The organism is Dyella sp. EPa41, assembly GCF_016586165.1.
Classification (GTDB): Bacteria; Pseudomonadota; Gammaproteobacteria; order Xanthomonadales; family Rhodanobacteraceae; genus Dyella.
This window is the reverse complement of sequence record NZ_BCPR01000017.1, coordinates 54,415-72,997: the sequence shown is the minus strand read 5'-3', so window position 1 is coordinate 72,997 and position 18,583 is coordinate 54,415. Positions and strand designations below refer to the sequence as shown.

Here is an 18,583-nt window from a genome sequence, read left to right as displayed (position 1 = left end):
GTCGGAGAGGGTGGCGTGGACGAAGCCACCGGTTCGACAAATTTGCAGGAAGCAAATTTGGACAGCCGCAGGCTGGCCCCGCAGCGCGCCAGCGCGAAGGAGTCGGGTCCCATGGAGGGACCCGACCATCCCACCCTGCACGATTGCCAGCTCTATTTCGCCAGTGTCGACATCACGCGGACAAATCCGGAAGACGAGCATGTGGCCGACGTCACTGGCTCCGCGCTTTCGCGAAAATGACAGGTGAACGCTTCCGCCGTGTCGCCCCGCTTTCACCCATCCATTCTTTGCGCATTCCCCTCACATCCGTCATGCTCGCACCGCAACGCCACACCAGGCATCCCATGATCGAGTTTGGACACGGAACCCACGTCGGCCTGCGCCGTACGCGCAACGAAGACACCTACTACGCCGATGCCTCGCTCGGCCTGTTTCTCGTGGCGGACGGCATGGGCGGCCACCAGCACGGCGAAGTTGCTTCCGCATTGGTGCGCGATGCCGTGGCCGACCTGGTGATGCGTGGCCACAGCCTGGTCGAGGCCGTGCGTGCCGCCGACGTGCGCTTGATCCAGCATAGTCGCGGCTTCCAGGATGCGCGTCCGATGGGCACGACCATCGCGGCACTGCGGCTGCATGCGGACGCCTACGAAGTCGCCTGGGTCGGCGACAGCCGCATCTATCTCTGGCAGAAGAGCCTTCGCCAGGTCAGCCACGATCATTCGCTGGTGCAGGAACTGGTGGCCGCGGGCATGCTCGATGCCACGCAGGCCACGCGACACCCGCAGCGCAATGTCATCACCCAGGCCCTGGGCATCACCGCGCCAGAGCAGTTGCACATCGGCATGGCGCGTGGCCGCCTGGAGCCTGGCATGTGCTTCCTTCTTTGCAGCGACGGCCTCACTGAAGAGGTCAGCGACGCGGCCATGGCCAGCGTCGTATCCCGTCAGGACCTGTCTGCGCAGGAGTGCGTGGAGCACTTGCTGCTGGCCGCACTGGATGGCGGCGGCAGCGACAACATCACCACCATTCTTGCCCGCATCAACTGAAGCGCCACGCGCTCAGTTGATCGCCGGCGCTTCCTCGCGGCGCCAAAGGCTGGTTCCGCCTGCGCTCTTGTCCAGCGCATCGAGGCGACGTTCGTGCGCCGCGACTTCCTCATCGTTCGCGCGCAGCACCCGTGGGCGGCGGTGTAGCGCCACCGGCGCCAACGTGACCGCCGCGCCCTGCTCCTGCGCGCCTTCGAAACCCAGGTCGAGCACGACCTGGCCCGACGTCATCGCCAGATAGACCTCGGCAAGGAGCTGCGCATCGATCAGGCCGCCGTGCAGATCGCGCGCGGAATTGTCCACGCCCAACCGTTTGCAGAGCGCGTCCAGGCTGTTGCGCTGCCCGGGGTAGCGTTCGCGCGCCATCATCAGCGTGTCGAGCACGGTGCAGCGATCCGCTAGCTGCCCGTAGGCCTCGCCCAGGCGCGCAAGTTCGGCATTGATGAAGCCCACGTCGAACGCGGCGTTGTGGATGATCAGTTCCGCGCCGTCGATGAAGGCCAGGAATTCATCCACCACCTCGGCGAAACGCGGCTTGTCGAGCAGGAACTCGTCCTCGATGCCGGTGACCTGTCGCGCGCCTTCATCGATCGCACGATCGGGGTTGAGGTAAGTCTGGTAATGACGGCCGGAGGGGCGGCGCTCGATCATCTCCACGCATGCGATTTCGATCAGGCGATGACCCTGACGCACCTCGAGACCCGTGGTCTCGGTATCCAGCACGATTTGCCTCATGCCCTGCTCCTGAACTGTTCGGCCTGCTCGCGCGCCGCGACATCGACGCGCTCGTTTTCCACATGGCCATTGTGTCCACGCACCCAATGCCATCGCACCTGGTGTCGCTCCGCGGCCGTCGACAAACGCTGCCAGAGGTCCTGGTTCTTCACCGGCTTCTTGTCTGCCGTGCGCCAGCCGTTGGCACGCCACTTCGGCACCCATTCCTCGATGCCCTGCATGACATAGCGCGAGTCGGTGGTGAGCGACACCCTGCAGGGACGCGTCAACGCCTCCAGCGCGCCGATGGCTGCCATCAACTCCATCCGATTATTGGTGGTGGCCGTCTCGCCACCTGAGAGCATGCGCTCCGTGCCCTTGGCGCGCAGCAGGGCAGCCCAGCCACCCGGCCCAGGATTGCCCAGGCACGCGCCGTCGGTAAATGCTTCCACTTCAGTCATTGTCACCCATCAAAAAAAAGCGAGGAATCAGGACGCCGCATTGCGACGTGCGCCTGGCGCCAGCCCCACGTTGACGGGAGCCGGCATGGTCTTGGGCTTGAGGCGTATCGGCGTGGCCACGCGTCGCCGCTTGCGGGCGAGCATCAGGTAACCGCCGCCGAAAAGGCGCGCCGAATCCATGGCCGTGCGTTGACTGGGCCACAGTTGGCCGACGCGCTCGACATGCTCGATGTCCAACTCGGAGCGCCGTACCCAGCGCTCCAGCAGGATGGGCGAATGCATCGTCGGCGTGCGGCCGCGCGTGCGCCAGATCATCCACGGCAACCACGCGCTGAAAGGGTGCAGGCCGGTGATCGCGAGCACGCCGCCTGGCGCGAGCACCCTTGAAGCTTCTTCGAGCAGATCCTGCGGCGTGCCCGACACTTCAAGCGCATGCCTCAGCAGAACCAGTTCGAAGGCGTCATCCACGAACGGCAGGGGTTCGTCGCCATGCGCGCTCAGGTCACCCGTGTAACGCCCGCCTTCCAGGTTCAGGCGCGTCCAATTGCCCAGCAGGGGCAGGACCGGCGGGGCGTCATCGCGATTGACGCTCAGCTGCAAGCCATGCGTTCCGCTGCAGCGCTGCAGGCCCGGCATCAGCGCCACCATCTCCTCAGCCAGCAGGCTGCGCAGGGGGGCGCTGGAATAGATGTCTAGGTCACGCTGAGACATGCCTGGGCGGTCCGGCCGGATCGATGGCGACAGTGTAGCCGCTGGCCCGCGCATTGCGTGCGCTGGTTTGCACCCCGGTCACCAACCGCCGCACGCAGCTGAATACCGGCGAGGGCGGTTAACGTCTCACTAACGAGTGCGTCGGCAAGGCGCTTTATAGTCCGCTACCTCGCGCAAGCCAAGGATGCCTGCGTCAGTCGATACGAAGACCGCGGAGGACAACTCTTGCACGTCGTACCGTTACCGGCGCTCGCCGACAACTACATCTGGCTGCTTCACGACGACAGTGGCCATGCGGTGGTAGTCGACCCGGGCGACGCATTTCCCGTCGAGACGGCGCTGAAAGCACGCGGCCTCGTGCTTGGCGCCATCCTGCTCACGCATCACCACCATGACCATATCGGTGGAGTCGATGGGCTGCTGTCGCATCACGACGTGCCGGTCTATGCGCCGCGCGACGAGCGTATCGGCCGCGCCACCCATCGCGTGGACGATGGGGATATCGTCACGCTGGATGCGCCCGCGGCGCGCTTCGAGGTCATCGCGGTTCCGGGTCACACCACGTCGCATATCGCCTATGCGGGCGAAGGCGTCCTGCTGTGCGGGGACACGCTTTTCAGCATGGGCTGCGGCCGGCTGTTCGAAGGCACGCCGGCGCAGATGCTCTCGTCGCTCGATCGCCTTGCCGCCCTGCCCGGCAATACGCTGGTTTGCTGCGCGCACGAGTACACCGCCGCCAACGGCCGCTTTGCGCAGACGATCGAACCCTCCAATCGGGCGCTGGCAACGCGGCAGCATGAAGTCAGCGCGCTTCGCGCGCACAACCGGCCGACACTCCCGGTGTCGCTCGCCACCGAACAAGCGACCAATCCTTTCCTTCGCACGGACAGCGAAGAGGTGATTGCATGGAGCCGGCGCCAAGGCATCGATGGCGATCGCGTCGCGCGGTTCGCCGCGCTGCGCGCCAACAAGGACGTGTTCACCGGATGAGTATTCGACGCCTTCGCCCCCTCCCCCTGGCCTTGTCCGTCCTGTTGGCGGCATGCGCGACCGTGCCGACGCCCAAGGCCCCCGGGCCTACCGTGCAGGCGCCCAAACCGCAGCCCGTGCGCGATATCACGCATCCCGTGGTAAGTCCGGCGAAGCCGAGCGAGGGCAGCGCCGGTGTGTGGGATCAGCTGCGCGGCAGCTTCCAGATGGCCGATTGCGATGCCGACCCGGGGATTGCCACCTGGGCGCGTCGTTATACCCAGAACCCGGACCGCTTCGAGAGCCAGCTCGCGGCCGCGGCACCCCGGCTCGCCTACGTGCAGCAGATTGCGGCCCGCCACCATGTCGCCGGCGAATTCGCCCTGCTCCCGTGGGTGGAAAGCCAGTATCGCCCTGTCCTGGGCGGCAAGAACGCGCCGGCGGGCATGTGGCAGATCATGCCGGCCACGGCCAGCGCGCTGGGCATCCGCGTCGACAGGAATTTCGACGGCCGCCTGGACGTCCCCGCGGCCACCGATGCCATCATGGCTCTGCTCAGCCGTTATCACGACGACCTGGGCGATTGGCGCCTGGTCGATTACGCCTTCAATGCCGGCGAGTTCGGCGTGAAGCGGATGGTCGGCCAGCATGGCACGCCGCCTGACGAACCGGTGATTCCCAAGATGCCGGTGAAGGCGGTAACGCGCGAGCACCTGGTGAAGCTGCTGGCCATTGCCTGCGTGATCCGCGAGCCCAATCGCTTCAACGTGAGCCTTCCTACGCTGCCGTCCGAGCAGCGGCTGGTCGCCGTAAGCATCGACAGCTCCATGCCTATCGCCCACGCCGCCGACCACGCGGGCATGTCGTCCGATGAGCTGAAAGACCTCAACGCCGCTTTCCGCAACGGCATGGTCGATTCGCATGCGTCGCCATACCTGCTGTTGCCCAGCGGCCACGCGCAGCAGTTCCGCAATTCGCTGCTCGCCGCCAATGACGATGGCAACGCGAATGTGCCTGGCACGACGGTGATTCCGCCCTTGGGCGCGACGCTTGCCGGTGCCACGGATGCCGACACGCCATCATCGAAGCAGCGTACCGGGGGCGGCCAGACCCACACCGTCAAGTCGGGCGAGAGCCTATGGAGCATCGCCCGGCGTTATTCGGTCGACATCAAGCAACTGCAGCAGTGGAATCATTTGCAGAACGCGGGCGTCAAGCCCGGACAGGTGCTGAAGATCAGCGCTCCGGGCTGAGTCACGCGAGCGCCGCGCCATGACGGCGGATGGCACGCCGGTGCGGACGCGCATCCACCGGCATGCGTCGAAAGCAAGGCAGCCGTGCACCGAAGCGTCACGTACCAGGCAGGCAGGTTCCCGTGTCCGTGTCCCGCCTTCCGCATCGCGTACGAAATCACCCATGTGGATATCGGCGACCACATCCTCGACATGACAGGGCCCCGGCGTCCTGACCCAGAAACAAAGAGGGCGACCCGAAGGCCGCCCTCTTTGCGCATGTCAGCGATGACGCGGATTACATGCGGTCCGCAGCGATCTTGATGTCGGTCTTGGCCTTGAGCGCGTCGATGAACGCCTGCGTGGCGAGGATGCCATAGGCCTGCGCCATCTGGCCGCGCAATGCATCGCGCTGCTCAAAGGTGACCTTGGACAGATCGCCTTCCTGCACCTTGTCGACAGCCACCAGCGCGTAGTTGCCGTCGGCCGTGGAGACGCGGGCGAACTGTGGCTTGCCTTCGGCCGGGTGCGGCAGCAGGAACGCCTGCACGAGTACCTCGGGAGCCACGCCCTGCTGCATGCGGATTGCGTTCGGCACCGCCTGCACGGTCGCACCGACGGCGCCGGCAACGGCCTGCATGTCCTCGCCCTTCTGCAGCCTGGCGAGCAGCGCATCGGCGTTCTTCAGGGCTTCCGCCGCCATGCGTTCATCGAGGATCTTCTGGCGCACCTGGTCGCGCACTTCAGCCAGCGGACGCGCGGCGGCAGGCACATGCTTGTCCACGCGAACGACCACGGCATGGTCCGGCCCCAGCTCGACGAGGCCGGAATTGTTGCCCTGGACCAGAACGTCGTCCGAGAACGCGGTCTGTGCCAGCTTGGGGTTGGCCGCAATGCCCTCGCCGCCCTTGCGCGGGAACAGCGCCGTGGTCTGGATCGGCAGGCCCAGAGCCTGCGCTGCCGGCTCCAGCGACGAAGGATTCTGGTAGGTCTGATCGGTGAGCTTGCCGGCGAGCTCGCTGTACTGGCGATCACGCTCGGTGCTCAGGTAATCCTTGGCGATCTGGTCGCGCACTTCGGCAAAAGGCTTGGCCTCGCCGCTGCGCACGTCGCGCAAGAAGAGCACGTGGTAGCCCTCGTCGGACAATACCGGCTTGGAAATCTGGCCCTTCTGCAAGGAGAACAGCGCCGAATCGAAGGCCGCGTTGGTGACGCCCTTCTCCAGCCAGCCCAGGTCGCCACCCGAACGCCTGGAGCCCAGGTCGTCCGAGTCCTGCTCGGCGAGCTTGGCGAAATTCCCGGCGTTCGCTTCGCCGGCGATCTTTTCGGCCTTGGCCAACGCGGCCTTCTGCTGATCCGGCGTCGCGTTTTTCGGCACGTTGACCAGGATGTGCGACACCAGGCGCTGCTCGGGCTGCACGAAGCGCTGCTTCTGCTCTTCGTAGCGCTTCTTGAGCTCGTCGTCGCTCGGCTGTGCATCGACCTTGAGGTCAGCGCCATTCACTTCGATGTACTTCAGCGACACCTGCTCCGGATTCATGAAATCCGCCTGGTGGTCCTTGTAGTAGGCCTCCAGTTGGGCGTCGGTCACCGCGTTGTCGGCCAGGGCCGGACGCGGAAGCGGGAACCAGCGCAGGTCGCGGCGCTGGTACAGCAAGCCCAGGTAGCGATCCATGTCGGCGTCGGTGACGATCGCGCTGTCGATGATCGCGCGCGGCACCAGGCCCGGTTCGAGCGAAGCGCGCTGGCTCGCCTCGAACATCGCCGGCGTCATGTTCTGCGCGGCAAGGATCGCGCGGTACGTGGTGGGATCGAACTGGCCGTTGACCTGGAATTGCGGCGTGCCCGCGATGCGATCGCGCAACGCGAGATCGGGCACCTTCATGCCCAGCGCGTCGTTGGCCTGGCGAAGCAACTGCTCGTTGATGAGCTGGTCGAGGATGCGGCGCTTCATTTCCGGCTGCTCGAACTGCGCAGCGTCGAAGCTGTCGCCCATGCGCGCCATGGCGTCGCGGCGAGCCTCGTTCATGCGGTCCTGGAAGTCACGCTGGGAAATCTCGTGCTTCCCCACCATCGCCACGTAGGTTTCCGTATGCGAGGCGAAATAGGACTCGATGCCGAAAAACGAAATAGCGAAAACGCAAATGCCCAGAATGACGATGGAAGGCCATCCGTGAAGCTTGTTACGCAGTGCCTGAAGCATGGTTTGGTCCCGGCTAAATCGTTGTTCAGCGCAGCATGTGCGCAGTGCTCAAAAGGCAAGGGCGCCACGCGGGCGCCCTTGCGAACTATGGCGGAGCGGACGGGACTCGAACCCGCGACCTCCGGCGTGACAGGCCAGCATTCTAACCGACTGAACTACCGCTCCGCATATTTCTGGTGGGTGCTGTAGGGATCGAACCTACGACCCTCGCCTTGTAAGGGCGACGCTCTACCGCTGAGCTAAGCACCCGAAACTAAGCAAGTAGCCGCTTAGTTTAGGGCATCCTTGAGGGTCTTGCCAGCCTTGAACGCCGGGACCTTCGAGGCCTTGATCTTGATCGTCTCGTTGGTGCGCGGATTGCGACCGGTACGGGCGGCGCGCTTGCGCACGGTGAAGGTGCCAAAACCGACCACCGACACGTCATCACCCTTCTTCAGCGCCTTCTGCACGGTCTCGAAGAAAGCTTCGAGAGCACGGCCGGCGTCAGCCTTGGTGAGTTCGGCCTTCTCGGCAATGGCATTGATCAGATCAGTTTTATTCATTGAGACACTCCCTTAAACGGTTATGCAGCCCGCGTGGTCATTCTGGGACCAGGCGACGTCTATGCGACAGGGCACCAGGACATCGCCAAGCAACCCCGCATCACTGCGCATCGTGCTCGGCGTCAGGCTGCGGTGCCGCCTTTATACCAGTGGCCCCTAGGGTCCGCAATGACAAGTAATTCCAAGGGTTCGCGCGATTCAGCATGCTTCGTCGACGCTTGCAAAGCACGTGCTGAAACGCTAAGCGATGCACCCGCCCGGATCATGACATGCCCATGAAAAACGGGCGGTTGCCCGCCCGTTTTTCGGTGACGCCTATCACGGATCAATGCGGTCGCGTGTAGGACTCCTGCGACTCATCCGGCGACTCGTCCCGCGGCTTTTCGACGCTTGCACTGGCTTCGCCGTCGTTTGCCTGCAGCGGCTGCAGCGGCCGCTCCAGTGCGATATCCAGCACCTCATCGATCCAGCGCACCGCGTGGATGTCCAGCGACCCGGTGATATTGGCCGGGATATCCGCGAGGTCCTTCTTGTTCTCCTCGGGGATGATCACCGTGGTGATGCCACCGCGATGTGCTGCCAGCAGCTTCTCCTTGAGGCCACCGATGGGCAACACGCGGCCACGCAGCGTGATCTCGCCGGTCATGGCCACTTCGGAACGCACAGGCACCTTGGTCAGGGCGGACACCAGCGCCGTGCACATGGCGATGCCCGCGCTCGGGCCGTCCTTGGGCGTGGCGCCTTCCGGGACGTGGATATGGATATCGAAGCGCTCATGGAAATCGCTCGGGATGCCCAGGCGATCCGCGCGGGCACGCACCACCGAGAGCGCGGCCTGGATCGATTCCTTCATCACGTCGCCAAGCTGGCCCGTATGCACCAGCCGGCCTTTGCCGGGCACGATCGACGCTTCGATGCTCAGCAGGTCGCCACCCACCTGTGTCCAGGCCAGGCCGGTCACCAGGCCGACCTCGTTCTGCAGTTCCTTGCGGCCGAAATCGAAGCGACGCACCCCGAGGTAATGCTCCAGGTTCCCGGAGTTCACCAGGATGCCGCCAGGCGCCTTGACCTTGGCTTTGGACGTCTTTACGGCCGCAACGGCCTTCTTGGCCGGTGCCTTCTGGGCCTTCTTGCCCTCGTTGAGAGCCAGTTCCTTCACCACCTTGCGGCAGATCTTGGATATCTCGCGCTCGAGATTGCGCACGCCCGATTCGCGCGTGTAGTAACGCACGATGTCACGGATGGCCTCGGCGTCCACGCTGAGTTCCTCGGGCTTCAGGCCATTGGCCTTCAGCTGCTTGGGCAGCAGGTACTTCTGCGCGATGCCAAGCTTCTCGTCCTCGGTGTAGCCCGGGATGCGGATGACCTCCATGCGATCGAGCAGCGGCCCCGGGATGTTCAGCGAATTGGCCGTGGCGATCCACATCACCTCGGACAGGTCGAGGTCGACCTCGAGGTAATGGTCGTTGAAGGCGTGGTTCTGTTCCGGATCCAGCACTTCGAGCAGCGCCGACGACGGATCGCCACGGAAATCCATGGACATCTTGTCGATCTCGTCCAGCACGAACAGGGGGTTCTTGCTGCCCACCTTGTTGAGGTTCTGCACGATGCGACCAGGCATCGAACCGATGTAGGTGCGGCGATGGCCACGGATTTCGGCCTCGTCGCGCACGCCACCCAGGCTCATGCGGACAAACTTGCGGTTGGTTGCCTTGGCGATCGACTGGCCCAGCGAGGTCTTGCCCACGCCCGGCGGGCCGACGAGGCACAGGATCGGGCCACGCATGGTGTTCACGCGCTGCTGCACGGCGAGGTATTCGAGGATGCGCTCCTTGACCTTCTCCAGGCCAAAGTGATCGGCATCGAGCACTTCCTGCGCCAGCTGCAGGTCCTTGCGTACCTTGCTGCGCTTTTTCCACGGCACGCCCACCAGCCAGTCGAGGTAGTTGCGCACCACCGTGGCTTCGGCCGACATCGGCGACATCTGGCGCAGCTTGTTGAACTCCTGGCGCGCCTTCGCCAGCACGGGCTTGGGCATGCCCGCGTTGTCGATCTTCTTCTGCAGTTCCTCGATCTCGTTGGTGCCACCCTCTTCGTTCTCGCCGAGCTCCTTCTGGATGGCCTTCATCTGCTCGTTGAGGTAGTACTCGCGCTGGCTCTTTTCCATCTGCGACTTCACGCGGCCGCGGATGCGCTTTTCCACCTGCTGCAGGTCCATTTCGCCGTCGACCAGGCCGATCAGAAGCTCGAGGCGCTGGCCCACGTCGGCGGTTTCCAGCACCTTCTGCTTTTCGGCCATGCGCACGGAAAGATGCGCGGCGATGGAGTCGGCAACGCGCGACGGGTCGTCAATGCCCGACAAGGTCGCCAGCACTTCCGGCGGCAGCTTGCGGCTCTGCTTGACCAGCTGTTCGAACAGCGAGATCAGCGTGCGCGACACGACGTCGAGCTCGCGCTCCTTGTTGCTGTAGACGGGCTCGATGACGCGCGACGTGGCGGTCAACATGCCGCCATCCTCGTCGTACTTGTCGATCACGACGCGTGACTGGCCCTCGACCAGCACCTTCACGGTGCCATCGGGGAGCTTGAGCAACTGCAGCACGCCTGCCAGCGTGCCGATCTCGTGCAGGTCGCTGATCTTGGGATCGTCGATGTCGGGGCTCTTCTGTGCCACCAGCAGGATCTGGCGCTCGCCCTCCATGGCGCGCTCCAGCGCACGCATGGATTTGTCACGCCCGACGAACAGTGGGATGACCATGTGCGGATAGACCACCACGTCGCGCAACGGCAGCACTGGCAGTGCGTCCAGCGTGGCTCCGGTGGCTTGGGGATTGGGGGCGTTCTTTGCCATCAAAGAGAATCTCTCAGGGATGAATAGCGTCTTTGCCCCGACACTGCGCCGGGGGCATCTGTACGTCAAGTGGTGGCAAACCGCCTTTCGCACAAGTGCATGACGCGGCACGCAAACAAAATGGCCCCGGCATCTCTGCCGGGGCCATTGCATGGATGCCGTCGCGTTAAAACAGCGATCAGGCGGCGTCGCCACCCTCTGCACGCGGCTGCTTGAGGTTGCCGCGATAGATCAGGTAGGGCTCTGCCTGACCCTCGATCACCGCGTCGTCCACCACGACCTTGCTGACATGCTCGAGCGACGGCAGCTCGTACATGGTGTCCAGCAGCACCTGCTCGAGGATGGTGCGAAGGCCGCGGGCACCGGTCTTGCGCTTGAGCGCCTTGCGGGCAATGGCCTGCAGGGCCTCGGGGCGGAATTCCAGCTCCACGCCTTCCATCTCGAACAGCTTCTTGAACTGCTTGGTGACGGCGTTCCTGGGCTCGGTGAGGATCTTCACCAGCGCCGCTTCGTCCAGCTCGTCCAGCGTGGCCACCACCGGCAGGCGACCGACGAACTCCGGAATCAGGCCGTAGCGCACCAGGTCGGACGGCTCGACATCGGCGAGCAGCTTGCCGAGGTTTTCCTTGCGCTCCTTGCTGCGCACTTCGGCCGAGAAGCCGATGCCCACGGTTTCGGAACGCTGCTGGATCACCTTCTCCAGGCCCGCGAACGCGCCGCCGCAGATGAAGAGGATGTTCTTGGTGTCGACCTGCAGGAATTCCTGCTGCGGATGCTTGCGCCCACCCTGCGGCGGCACCGAGGCGAGCGTGCCCTCGATGAGCTTGAGCAGGGCCTGCTGCACGCCTTCGCCGGACACGTCGCGGGTGATCGACGGGTTCTCGCTCTTGCGCGAGATCTTGTCGATCTCGTCGATGTAGACGATGCCCGACTGCGCCTTGTCGACGTCGTAGTCGCACTTCTGCAGCAGCTTCTGGATGATGTTTTCCACGTCCTCGCCGACATAGCCGGCTTCGGTGAGCGTGGTGGCGTCGGCGATGGTGAACGGCACGTTGAGCAGGCGAGCCAGCGTTTCGGCCAGCAGCGTCTTGCCCGAACCGGTCGGACCGATCAGGAGGATGTTGGACTTGCCCAGCTCGACGTCGTCGCTCTTCTGGCGCGACTCCATGCGCTTGTAGTGGTTGTACACGGCCACCGCCAGCGCCTTCTTGGCGCGGGTCTGGCCGACCACGTACTGGTCGAGCGTCTCCATGATTTCACGGGGCTTGGGCAACTGGCTGCGCCCGGAGGCGGCCTTTTCTTCCAGTTCCTCGCGAATGATGTCGTTGCACAGCTCGACGCACTCGTCGCAAATGAACACGGATGGGCCCGCGATCAGCTTGCGCACTTCGTGCTGGCTCTTGCCGCAGAAGGAGCAGTAAAGAATCTTGCCGCTGTCGTTGGAACGGCCCTGCCGATCGTCGCTCATGCCTGGATCCTGCTAGTAAATCGATTGCGGTTTGAGAATAGCACAGGGTTCCGCGTCTGCACGGAGACGCGGAACCACTTGCAAACCAGGGACCAAATGCCTGAAATCAGGCCGATTTCACCGTTTCGACGGCGCGACGGTCCAGGACCTGGTCGATCAGGCCGTACTCCTTGGCCGCCTCGGCGCTCATGAAGCGGTCGCGCTCCATGTCCCGCTCGATCTTGTCGAGCGGCTGGCCGGTGTGCTGAACGTAGATGTCGTTCAGGCGGCGACGCAGGTACAGGATTTCCTGGGCCTGGATCTCGATGTCCGTGGCCTGGCCGCGGGCGCCGCCCGACGGCTGGTGGATCATCACGCGCGAGTTCGGCAGCGAGTAGCGCTTGCCCTTGGCGCCGGCCATCAGCAGCAGCGAGGCCGCACTGCAGGCCTGGCCGATGCACATGGTGCTGACGTCGGGCTTGATGAACTGCATGGTGTCGTAGATCGCCAGCCCGGCGGTGACGGCGCCGCCCGGGCTGTTGATGTACAGATGAATGTCCTTGTCCGGGTTTTCCGATTCAAGGAACAGCATCTGCGCGACCAGCAGATTGGCGACCTGATCGTTCACCTCGCCCACGAGGAAGATCACGCGCTCCTTCAGGAGGCGCGAGTAGATGTCGTACGAACGTTCGCCGCGGGCGGTCTGCTCGACGACGATCGGTACCAGGTTGAGGTTCTGGATCGGGTCCATGGCCATGCTTTGTCGCTCTCCGGTTGATTGGCCTGAAGGATGCCTCAGGCACTGACCGGGCGCATCACCTCGTCGAAGCTCAGGTTATGGACGGTGGTCGTGGCGTGATCCGCCACCCATTCCGCCACCTGGTCTTCCATCACGCGGTTTTGCAACCCGGACATCAATTGGGGGTCACGGTTGTAAAGTTCAACGACCTTCTCCGGCTCCTCGTAGGTCGAGGCAATCGCGGCGAGCTGTTCGGCCACGCGGCTGCGGTCGATGACCAGCGACTGCTTGCGGGCGATCTCACCCATCAGCAGACCGGCGATGACGCGCTTGCGGGCGATCGGCGCGGCGGCCTCGACCAGCTGCGGCGGGACCTGCTGGCCGCGCGGCACGCTGCCCTGGGCCAGGCCATGGGCCTCGGACTGCACCATCACGTTCGGCACGTCCAGCTCCGGATAGGCGTCGGCGAGCTTCTCGGCCACTTCGGACTTCAGGCGGGCCATCAGCGTGGCCTTCAGCTCGCGCTCGAGGTTGGCGCGCACTTCCTTGCGGAAATGCTCCAGGTCGCCATCGGCGATGCCGAACAGCTGGGCGAACTCGGCGTTGACCTCCGGCAGCTTCGGCTCCTGCACCTTGATGATCTTGAAGTGGCACTGGGCCGTCTTGCCGGCCAGGTTCTCGTTGCGGAAATCGGCCGGGAACTCGACGTCGGCGTCGAACTCTTCATCGGCCTTGCGGCCGGTGAGGACGTCGTCCAGCGCCTTGAACAGGTTGCCCGAGCCCAGCACGCTGCCGGCGCGCTCGAGGCCTTCGGCCGGGAAGCGGTAGTCGCCGGCCTGCGCCGAGTACTCGAACATCACGAAGTCGCCGTCGGCCGAGGCACGCTCCACCTCGTCGAAGCTGCGGCGCTGCAGGCGCAGGGTCTCGATCATCTTCTCGATGTCGGCATCGCCCACTTCAGCCACCGGGCGGCTGACTTCCAGCTTCGCCACGTCGACTTCCGGGAACTCCGGCATGATTTCGAAGGTGGCGGTATAGGCGATCTCGCCGCCCTCGGGACGACCCGTGGTGTTGATCGACGGGTTGGCCACCGGGCGCAGGTTTTCCTGGGCAACGGCCTCGCGCAGGGTGCTGCCGATCAGGTCGGAAAGCACTTCGCCGCGAACCTGGTCACCGAAACGCTGCTGGATCACCGTCGTCGGCACCTTGCCCGGACGGAAGCCCTTCAGTCGCACCGTGCGGCCCATCTCGGCGATGCGCGCACTGACCTGCGACTCGAAGCGATCCGCGGGAAACTTCACGGTGAGCTTGCGCTCGAGCTTGCCGACGTTTTCAACCGAAACCTGCATGACGTCTCCTGGAATACCGATTCTGAGCGCCCGTCAAAGGCGCTTGGCAGCCTCTGAGGCCGCCTGCTTATGAAAAACCTAAAGGGATGGTGCGAAAGGAGGGACTCGAACCCTCACGGGGTTACCCGCTGGAACCTAAATCCAGTGCGTCTACCAATTCCGCCACTTTCGCATCAGAACAACTCTGAGGAAATTACCGCAAGCACCGGATTTACAAAGGAATAGCGAAAGAAAACATGCTCGCACCCCACCCCGCCAGCCTCCGGACACTCCGCCCTAAGTCGATGATTCCCTTACACGAAAGCGGGTCATTTTACGGTTCGTGCGGGCGCCAGCACAAGCGGGTGGAGGGGCCACGGAACGCGGTCTCATATGCATTGCGAACAGGCGATCCCTTGGGCGCAACCTCGCGCGTGGCGAAGACCGCATGGGCGAGTGCCGCAGGCACGCATCGGGCGAGGAAGTGCCCGGCCACGCCTTGTATAAGGCGAGACGCGGCTCGCGCCCTCTCAAAGCTCCCGCAGCACGCGGAATCCGACGCGGCCGCTGCGGACGCTCGCATCAGCGCCCTGGCGATAGGAGGAGCGCACCTGATCGGGTGAGCTGCCCCAGGAGCCACCGCGAACCACGCGCGTGCTGCAACCGGGGTTGATCCAGGCGCTGCCATCGCGGGGCGCGCGCAGGTAGCTGTCGTGCCAGCAGTCCTGAACCCATTCGGAGACGTTGCCGCCCATGTCATAGAGGCCGAACGGATTGGGAGAGAAGCTCATCACCGGGGCCGGCCCCCAGAAGCCATCGCGATACCCCGCGAAGGCATTGCTCCAGCGGCGGCCGCTCGGAGAGCGATCGCTGCCACCCGTGAGGTTTTCCACCTTGTGGCCCGGAGCGCCGTCGCCCCACCAATAGCGCGTGGCCGTGCCCGCCCGCAGGGCGTATTCGAACTCGGACTCGCTGGGCAACCGATAGGTCTTGCCGGTGCGCTGGCTCAACCAGTCCGCATATGCCTTGGCATCCGCCCACGAAATATTGACCACCGGCAGGCGGCTGTCGGCCGATTTGCCGACGTAGTCGTCCTGCCAGCCCGCGTTCGGGTCATCACGCATCGCGCCGGTGCCTTCGTCATAGACACTGGCGCCACCGAGCTTGGAGGAATCGGGCTGATAGCCGCTCGCCCTCACGAACTCGCGAAACTGGCCAACGGTGATCGCCGAGCGCGCCAGGGCGAAGCCCTTGGCGATGGTCACGTCGTGTTGCGGCGTTTCGGCGTCCTGCCGTCCTTCCTCGTTGTCGGGTGCTCCCATGCGGAAACTGCCCGTGGGCACGACCACCATCGACGGGGCCTCCCCGGGGATGTCGACGAAGCGATCGGCGAACACCTGGCCCGGCTTATAGCTCGCATAAAGCCGCGCGTTGGTCAGGCGTTCGCCGAATTCGGCCAGCCCCGCCAGATCGGGACTGATGGCCTTGGCCTGGTCAGCCAGTTGCTGGGCCAGGCCCAGGTTGCCCCCGTCGAGGGCTGAACGGGCCTGGCCCAGCAGGCCGCTGGCGCGCGCCTGACGCATGTTGTCCACGCGCGTGCGCACGTCGCCCAGTGCGGGCGAATCGGGCGCCACCTGCGCCGCTTCGGCCAGCGCCTGGTCCGCGGACTTGAAGTCATTCTGGGCCACCGCCGCGAGTGCACGATCGAGCACGACGCGCTGCACCTGCAGGATGCCCTGCGCGGCGACTGCATTCTCCGGATCGAGCTGCTGTACACGGCGATAGAGTTCGAGCGCGTTGTCGCCCGCGGGCTGGTCCGCGTGCCCCTGTTGCACCAGGGTCGCGGCCTTGGCCAGGAGCGGACGCACCTGGCCAAGGGTCTTCAGCTTGGCCTGGATCTGGCTGACATCGTCCCCGGAATCGGGAATCTTCTTTAGTGTATCGAGCAGGTCGCCCACCGAATCCGCGTCGCCGACCACCAGGTCCTGGTTGATCTCCGCCACCAGGCGCGCCCTCACTTCGAACAAGCCCTGGGCGGCGCGACGGCTGTCTGTCTTCAGCTTCAATGCCTGCTCGAACAACGCGGCGGCGCTGGTGTCGTCGCCGGCGAGCTGGCCGGCATGCAAGGCCTTGTCGGCGCGCGCGAGCAGGGCCTCCACTTCGGGGGTGTCGGCGCTCAGCTGCTGCGGAAGATGGGTGTTCTTGTTGCTCATCCGCGCCACGATGACGTCGGTAGGCGCCAGGGTCACCGGCGGTCCTGCATCCACTTCCCCCACGCCTTGCACCGGTGCAACGGGGGCGGGCGCCGCCGACGGTGCCGGGCCCAGGTTCATGGCCCGATGCGCGGCGATCGAGGACGGCTCGACGTGAAACACCCTTGGAAAGAAGTGATAAACCAGCGCAAGGCCAAGCACGACCACGCCGACGCCTCCACCGAGTGCGCGTTGTCGTCGTACGGTTTCCTTGCTCGGCATGGCTTGGGTCCGGGGCAGCCTGTTATCGTGCAGCGCTTAACCATAGGCACAAACCGATGTCAGGACAATGCGCGGGTGCGCGTCCTGTGTCGCCAGGAAGACGCATGCAGCCTGACTCATCCCTTACCCCCGACGCCGCCTGGATCGACAGTCCCGAGGCGCTGCACGCATGGCTGGCCACGGTGCCCCATGACGCCGCGCTCGGCTTCGATACGGAATTCATGCGGCGCAATACGTTCTATCCGCAGCTGGCCTTGATCCAGCTCGGCTGGAACGGTCGCTACGCGCTCGTCGACCCGGTGGCCTTCGAGATAGGCGATGCGCTGCAGCCGCTGGTCGGCGACAGCGATGCCGTCACCGTGATGCACAGCGCGAGCGAAGACCTCGAAGCGCTTTCACCGCTGCTGCCGCACGGCCCGCGCCGCCTGTTCGATACGCAGATCGCCGCGGCGTTCGTGGGCATGGGCCTGGGCATCAGCTATCGCGCGCTGGTTGCCGAGCTGGCCGGTGCCGAGCTGGACAAGGGCGAAACCCGTTCCGACTGGCTGCAACGGCCGCTGACCGACTCGCAACGCAGCTACGCCACGCTGGATGTCGTCTACCTGAAGCCCGTGCACGAGCAGCTTGCCGAACGCCTCGCGCAGCACGACCGGGTTGCGTGGCATGCGGAGGATTGCGAGCGCCTGAAGCTGCGCTCGTGCCATCGCGGAGGCGATCCGCAACCGCAGCGCGCATTCCGCAGCGCCGCCGAATGGCGCCCCGAGCAGCGCGCCCTGCTCCGCCGCATCCTGCTGTGGCGCGACCAGACCGCACGCACGCTGGATCGCCCCCGCCCCTGGCTGCTCGAGGATGCGCTGGTGATGAACCTGGTGCAGCAGCGCCCGACCAGTGCCGGCGACTTGGAACAGCGCGTGCGCGGCCAGCGGGCGTTGCGCTCGCCGCAACAGCGGGAGTTGCTGGAAACCTTGCTGCGTCCCGTCGAAGCGGAGGAAGTGGTGGCCACCGCCGAGATCCCCGAATCGCCCCAGGGCGAGGCGAAACGCGCGCTGTCCGCCATGAAGGACTGCGTCGACAAGCGCGCCGCGAACCTCGACCTGCCCGCGGGCCTGCTCTGCCCACGCAAGGTGTTGGAAGAGTACGTGGTCACCGCGCAATGGCCTGATTTTCTGGAAGGCTGGCGGCGCGGCGTGCTCCATGAAGAGCTGAGTCGCCTGCTGCCGTGAACGACACGCGGGGGCTTGGCGAAAACCGAAACGGCCTGCTAACATGACCCGCTCTTGTGGGGCCATAGCTCAGCTGGGAGAGCGCGTCGTTCGCAATGACGAGGTCGGGAGTTCGATCCTCCCTGGCTCCACCACTTGATTCCTGACAGCGCTTGTTGCCTTTGGCATCAAGCGCTGTTTTGTTATGGGCCGCCGTCGCGGCATGCCGCTCGGCGCGGCCCACACCATCGCCCTTGTGATGCGCGCAGCAGGCCACCCGTGCCGCGCCTGCCTATACTTCCGCTGCCTGGAGCGCCGGTTTTCCCGAAGCGCCAAGCCGGTCTGACGCGGTATTCCAGCGGACATGGGGCTTGCCATGAGGTTCCATCGCAAAATCGCCAACGTCGAACGCGGGTCGGCCTTCAGCGATCGTGCGGAACGCCAGCTGTTCTGGAAAACCTCCATCGCCAGCCTACGCCACCAGGCGCTCAGCCTGCAGGCCTTTGGTCTCATGGCCTGGATGCTGTCGCGTCTGCTCGCCCATCCGGGAGCCGTGTTTGATCCATGGCTGACCGGTGCGGGCGTGGCCGGCGCGATCTGCGGGATGGCCATGACCTATACCGCCCGCAGCATCGTGATGACCATGACAGGCGGCGGGCTCTGA

General features: G+C 64.9%; 16 protein-coding genes and 4 tRNA genes. 7 read left to right on the top strand and 13 right to left on the bottom strand.

Features of this window, described 5'->3' with window-relative positions:
- Together JMF82_RS07955 and JMF82_RS07950 are read left to right on the top strand one after the other, a co-directional pair.
- Window positions 1-240, top strand: a 240-nt coding sequence (locus JMF82_RS07955) for a hypothetical protein (protein WP_236585355.1), incomplete at its 5' end; no start/stop codon positions are given.
- Between the two features lie 104 nt (window positions 241-344).
- On the top strand, window positions 345-1,046 hold the full coding sequence (locus tag JMF82_RS07950; protein WP_201313988.1) for a protein phosphatase 2C domain-containing protein: 702 nt from the start codon (window positions 345-347) through the stop codon (window positions 1,044-1,046).
- A 12-nt stretch (window positions 1,047-1,058) separates the two neighbouring features.
- Here JMF82_RS07950 and dnaQ read toward each other — a convergent pair whose 3' ends face one another.
- Genes dnaQ through JMF82_RS07935 form a run of 3 tightly spaced genes read right to left on the bottom strand, consistent with a single transcriptional unit; the run spans window position 1,059 to window position 2,932 of the window.
- Window positions 1,059-1,781, bottom strand: a complete 723-nt coding sequence (dnaQ, locus tag JMF82_RS07945; RefSeq protein ID WP_201313987.1) for a DNA polymerase III subunit epsilon — start codon at window positions 1,779-1,781, stop codon at window positions 1,059-1,061.
- On the bottom strand, window positions 1,778-2,221 hold the full coding sequence (gene rnhA / locus JMF82_RS07940; protein WP_201313986.1) for a ribonuclease HI: 444 nt from the start codon (window positions 2,219-2,221) through the stop codon (window positions 1,778-1,780). Before rnhA ends, dnaQ begins: the two co-directional genes overlap by 4 nt.
- Window positions 2,222-2,248: 27 nt before the next feature.
- Window positions 2,249-2,932, bottom strand: coding sequence for a methyltransferase domain-containing protein (locus JMF82_RS07935; protein ID WP_201313985.1), 684 nt, complete (start codon window positions 2,930-2,932; stop codon window positions 2,249-2,251).
- A 225-nt stretch (window positions 2,933-3,157) separates the two neighbouring features.
- Between JMF82_RS07935 and gloB the strand changes: the two genes are divergently transcribed.
- Window positions 3,158-3,922 carry a hydroxyacylglutathione hydrolase gene (gene gloB / locus JMF82_RS07930; RefSeq protein WP_201313984.1) on the top strand — a complete coding sequence of 255 codons (765 nt, stop codon included), beginning with the start codon at window positions 3,158-3,160 and terminating at the stop codon, window positions 3,920-3,922.
- Window positions 3,919-5,154 carry a LysM peptidoglycan-binding domain-containing protein gene (locus JMF82_RS07925; RefSeq protein ID WP_307837958.1) on the top strand — a complete coding sequence of 412 codons (1,236 nt, stop codon included), beginning with the start codon at window positions 3,919-3,921 and terminating at the stop codon, window positions 5,152-5,154. Before gloB ends, JMF82_RS07925 begins: the two co-directional genes overlap by 4 nt.
- A 277-nt stretch (window positions 5,155-5,431) precedes the next feature.
- Here the strand turns inward: JMF82_RS07925 and JMF82_RS07920 are convergent, their stop codons facing one another.
- The 10 genes from JMF82_RS07920 to JMF82_RS07875 all read right to left on the bottom strand — a co-directional run bounded on the left by JMF82_RS07920 (window position 5,432) and on the right by JMF82_RS07875 (window position 16,717).
- Window positions 5,432-7,336, bottom strand: coding sequence for a SurA N-terminal domain-containing protein (locus JMF82_RS07920; protein ID WP_201313983.1), 1,905 nt, complete (start codon window positions 7,334-7,336; stop codon window positions 5,432-5,434).
- An 88-nt stretch (window positions 7,337-7,424) separates the two neighbouring features.
- A tRNA-Asp gene (locus JMF82_RS07915) sits at window positions 7,425-7,501 on the bottom strand.
- A gap of 9 nt (window positions 7,502-7,510) precedes the next feature.
- A tRNA-Val gene (locus JMF82_RS07910) sits at window positions 7,511-7,585 on the bottom strand.
- Window positions 7,586-7,605: 20 nt separating this feature from the next.
- Window positions 7,606-7,878 carry an HU family DNA-binding protein gene (locus JMF82_RS07905; RefSeq protein ID WP_019465590.1) on the bottom strand — a complete coding sequence of 91 codons (273 nt, stop codon included), beginning with the start codon at window positions 7,876-7,878 and terminating at the stop codon, window positions 7,606-7,608.
- Window positions 7,879-8,203: 325 nt separating this feature from the next.
- Window positions 8,204-10,729 (bottom strand): endopeptidase La, encoded by a 2,526-nt coding sequence (lon, locus tag JMF82_RS07900; RefSeq protein ID WP_201313982.1) that lies wholly within the window; start codon window positions 10,727-10,729, stop codon window positions 8,204-8,206.
- Window positions 10,730-10,907: 178 nt separating this feature from the next.
- Window positions 10,908-12,197: an ATP-dependent Clp protease ATP-binding subunit ClpX gene (clpX, locus tag JMF82_RS07895; RefSeq protein ID WP_201313981.1), complete on the bottom strand. Its 1,290-nt coding sequence runs from the start codon at window positions 12,195-12,197 to the stop codon at window positions 10,908-10,910.
- Window positions 12,198-12,303: 106 nt separating this feature from the next.
- Window positions 12,304-12,933, bottom strand: coding sequence for an ATP-dependent Clp endopeptidase proteolytic subunit ClpP (clpP, locus tag JMF82_RS07890; RefSeq protein ID WP_074547535.1), 630 nt, complete (start codon window positions 12,931-12,933; stop codon window positions 12,304-12,306).
- Window positions 12,934-12,971: 38 nt separating this feature from the next.
- Window positions 12,972-14,264 carry a trigger factor gene (tig, locus tag JMF82_RS07885; RefSeq protein WP_201313980.1) on the bottom strand — a complete coding sequence of 431 codons (1,293 nt, stop codon included), beginning with the start codon at window positions 14,262-14,264 and terminating at the stop codon, window positions 12,972-12,974.
- A gap of 87 nt (window positions 14,265-14,351) precedes the next feature.
- Window positions 14,352-14,436, bottom strand: a tRNA-Leu gene (locus tag JMF82_RS07880).
- A 337-nt stretch (window positions 14,437-14,773) separates the two neighbouring features.
- Window positions 14,774-16,717: a formylglycine-generating enzyme family protein gene (locus tag JMF82_RS07875; RefSeq protein ID WP_201313979.1), complete on the bottom strand. Its 1,944-nt coding sequence runs from the start codon at window positions 16,715-16,717 to the stop codon at window positions 14,774-14,776.
- Between the two features lie 104 nt (window positions 16,718-16,821).
- On the opposite strand from JMF82_RS07875, the gene JMF82_RS07870 reads away from it, so the two are divergent.
- From JMF82_RS07870 to JMF82_RS07860, 3 genes are all read left to right on the top strand, one after another.
- Entirely contained in the window at window positions 16,822-17,940 is a 1,119-nt protein-coding gene (locus tag JMF82_RS07870; protein WP_201313978.1) for an HRDC domain-containing protein, read from the top strand.
- 58 nt (window positions 17,941-17,998) lie between these two features.
- Window positions 17,999-18,074, top strand: a tRNA-Ala gene (locus tag JMF82_RS07865).
- A gap of 209 nt (window positions 18,075-18,283) precedes the next feature.
- Window positions 18,284-18,583 (top strand): hypothetical protein, encoded by a 300-nt coding sequence (locus tag JMF82_RS07860; RefSeq protein ID WP_201313977.1) that lies wholly within the window; start codon window positions 18,284-18,286, stop codon window positions 18,581-18,583.

Excerpts from the sequence above, each read along its gene's own strand:
- lon (WP_201313982.1), bottom strand. The coding sequence starts at position 10,729 with ATGGCAAAGAACGCCCCCAATCCCCAAGCCACCGGAGCCACGCTGGAC.
- JMF82_RS07935 (WP_201313985.1), bottom strand. The coding sequence starts at position 2,932 with ATGTCTCAGCGTGACCTAGACATCTATTCCAGCGCCCCCCTGCGCAGC.
- tig (WP_201313980.1), bottom strand. The coding sequence starts at position 14,264 with ATGCAGGTTTCGGTTGAAAACGTCGGCAAGCTCGAGCGCAAGCTCACC.
- JMF82_RS07920 (WP_201313983.1), bottom strand. The coding sequence starts at position 7,336 with ATGCTTCAGGCACTGCGTAACAAGCTTCACGGATGGCCTTCCATCGTC.
- JMF82_RS07875 (WP_201313979.1), bottom strand. The coding sequence starts at position 16,717 with ATGCCGAGCAAGGAAACCGTACGACGACAACGCGCACTCGGTGGAGGC.
- clpX (WP_201313981.1), bottom strand. The coding sequence starts at position 12,197 with ATGAGCGACGATCGGCAGGGCCGTTCCAACGACAGCGGCAAGATTCTT.
- JMF82_RS07860 (WP_201313977.1), top strand. The coding sequence starts at position 18,284 with ATGGGGCTTGCCATGAGGTTCCATCGCAAAATCGCCAACGTCGAACGC.
- clpP (WP_074547535.1), bottom strand. The coding sequence starts at position 12,933 with ATGGCCATGGACCCGATCCAGAACCTCAACCTGGTACCGATCGTCGTC.
- dnaQ (WP_201313987.1), bottom strand. The coding sequence starts at position 1,781 with ATGAGGCAAATCGTGCTGGATACCGAGACCACGGGTCTCGAGGTGCGT.
- JMF82_RS07925 (WP_307837958.1), top strand. The coding sequence starts at position 3,919 with ATGAGTATTCGACGCCTTCGCCCCCTCCCCCTGGCCTTGTCCGTCCTG.
- JMF82_RS07905 (WP_019465590.1), bottom strand. The coding sequence starts at position 7,878 with ATGAATAAAACTGATCTGATCAATGCCATTGCCGAGAAGGCCGAACTC.
- JMF82_RS07870 (WP_201313978.1), top strand. The coding sequence starts at position 16,822 with ATGCAGCCTGACTCATCCCTTACCCCCGACGCCGCCTGGATCGACAGT.
- rnhA (WP_201313986.1), bottom strand. The coding sequence starts at position 2,221 with ATGACTGAAGTGGAAGCATTTACCGACGGCGCGTGCCTGGGCAATCCT.
- JMF82_RS07950 (WP_201313988.1), top strand. The coding sequence starts at position 345 with ATGATCGAGTTTGGACACGGAACCCACGTCGGCCTGCGCCGTACGCGC.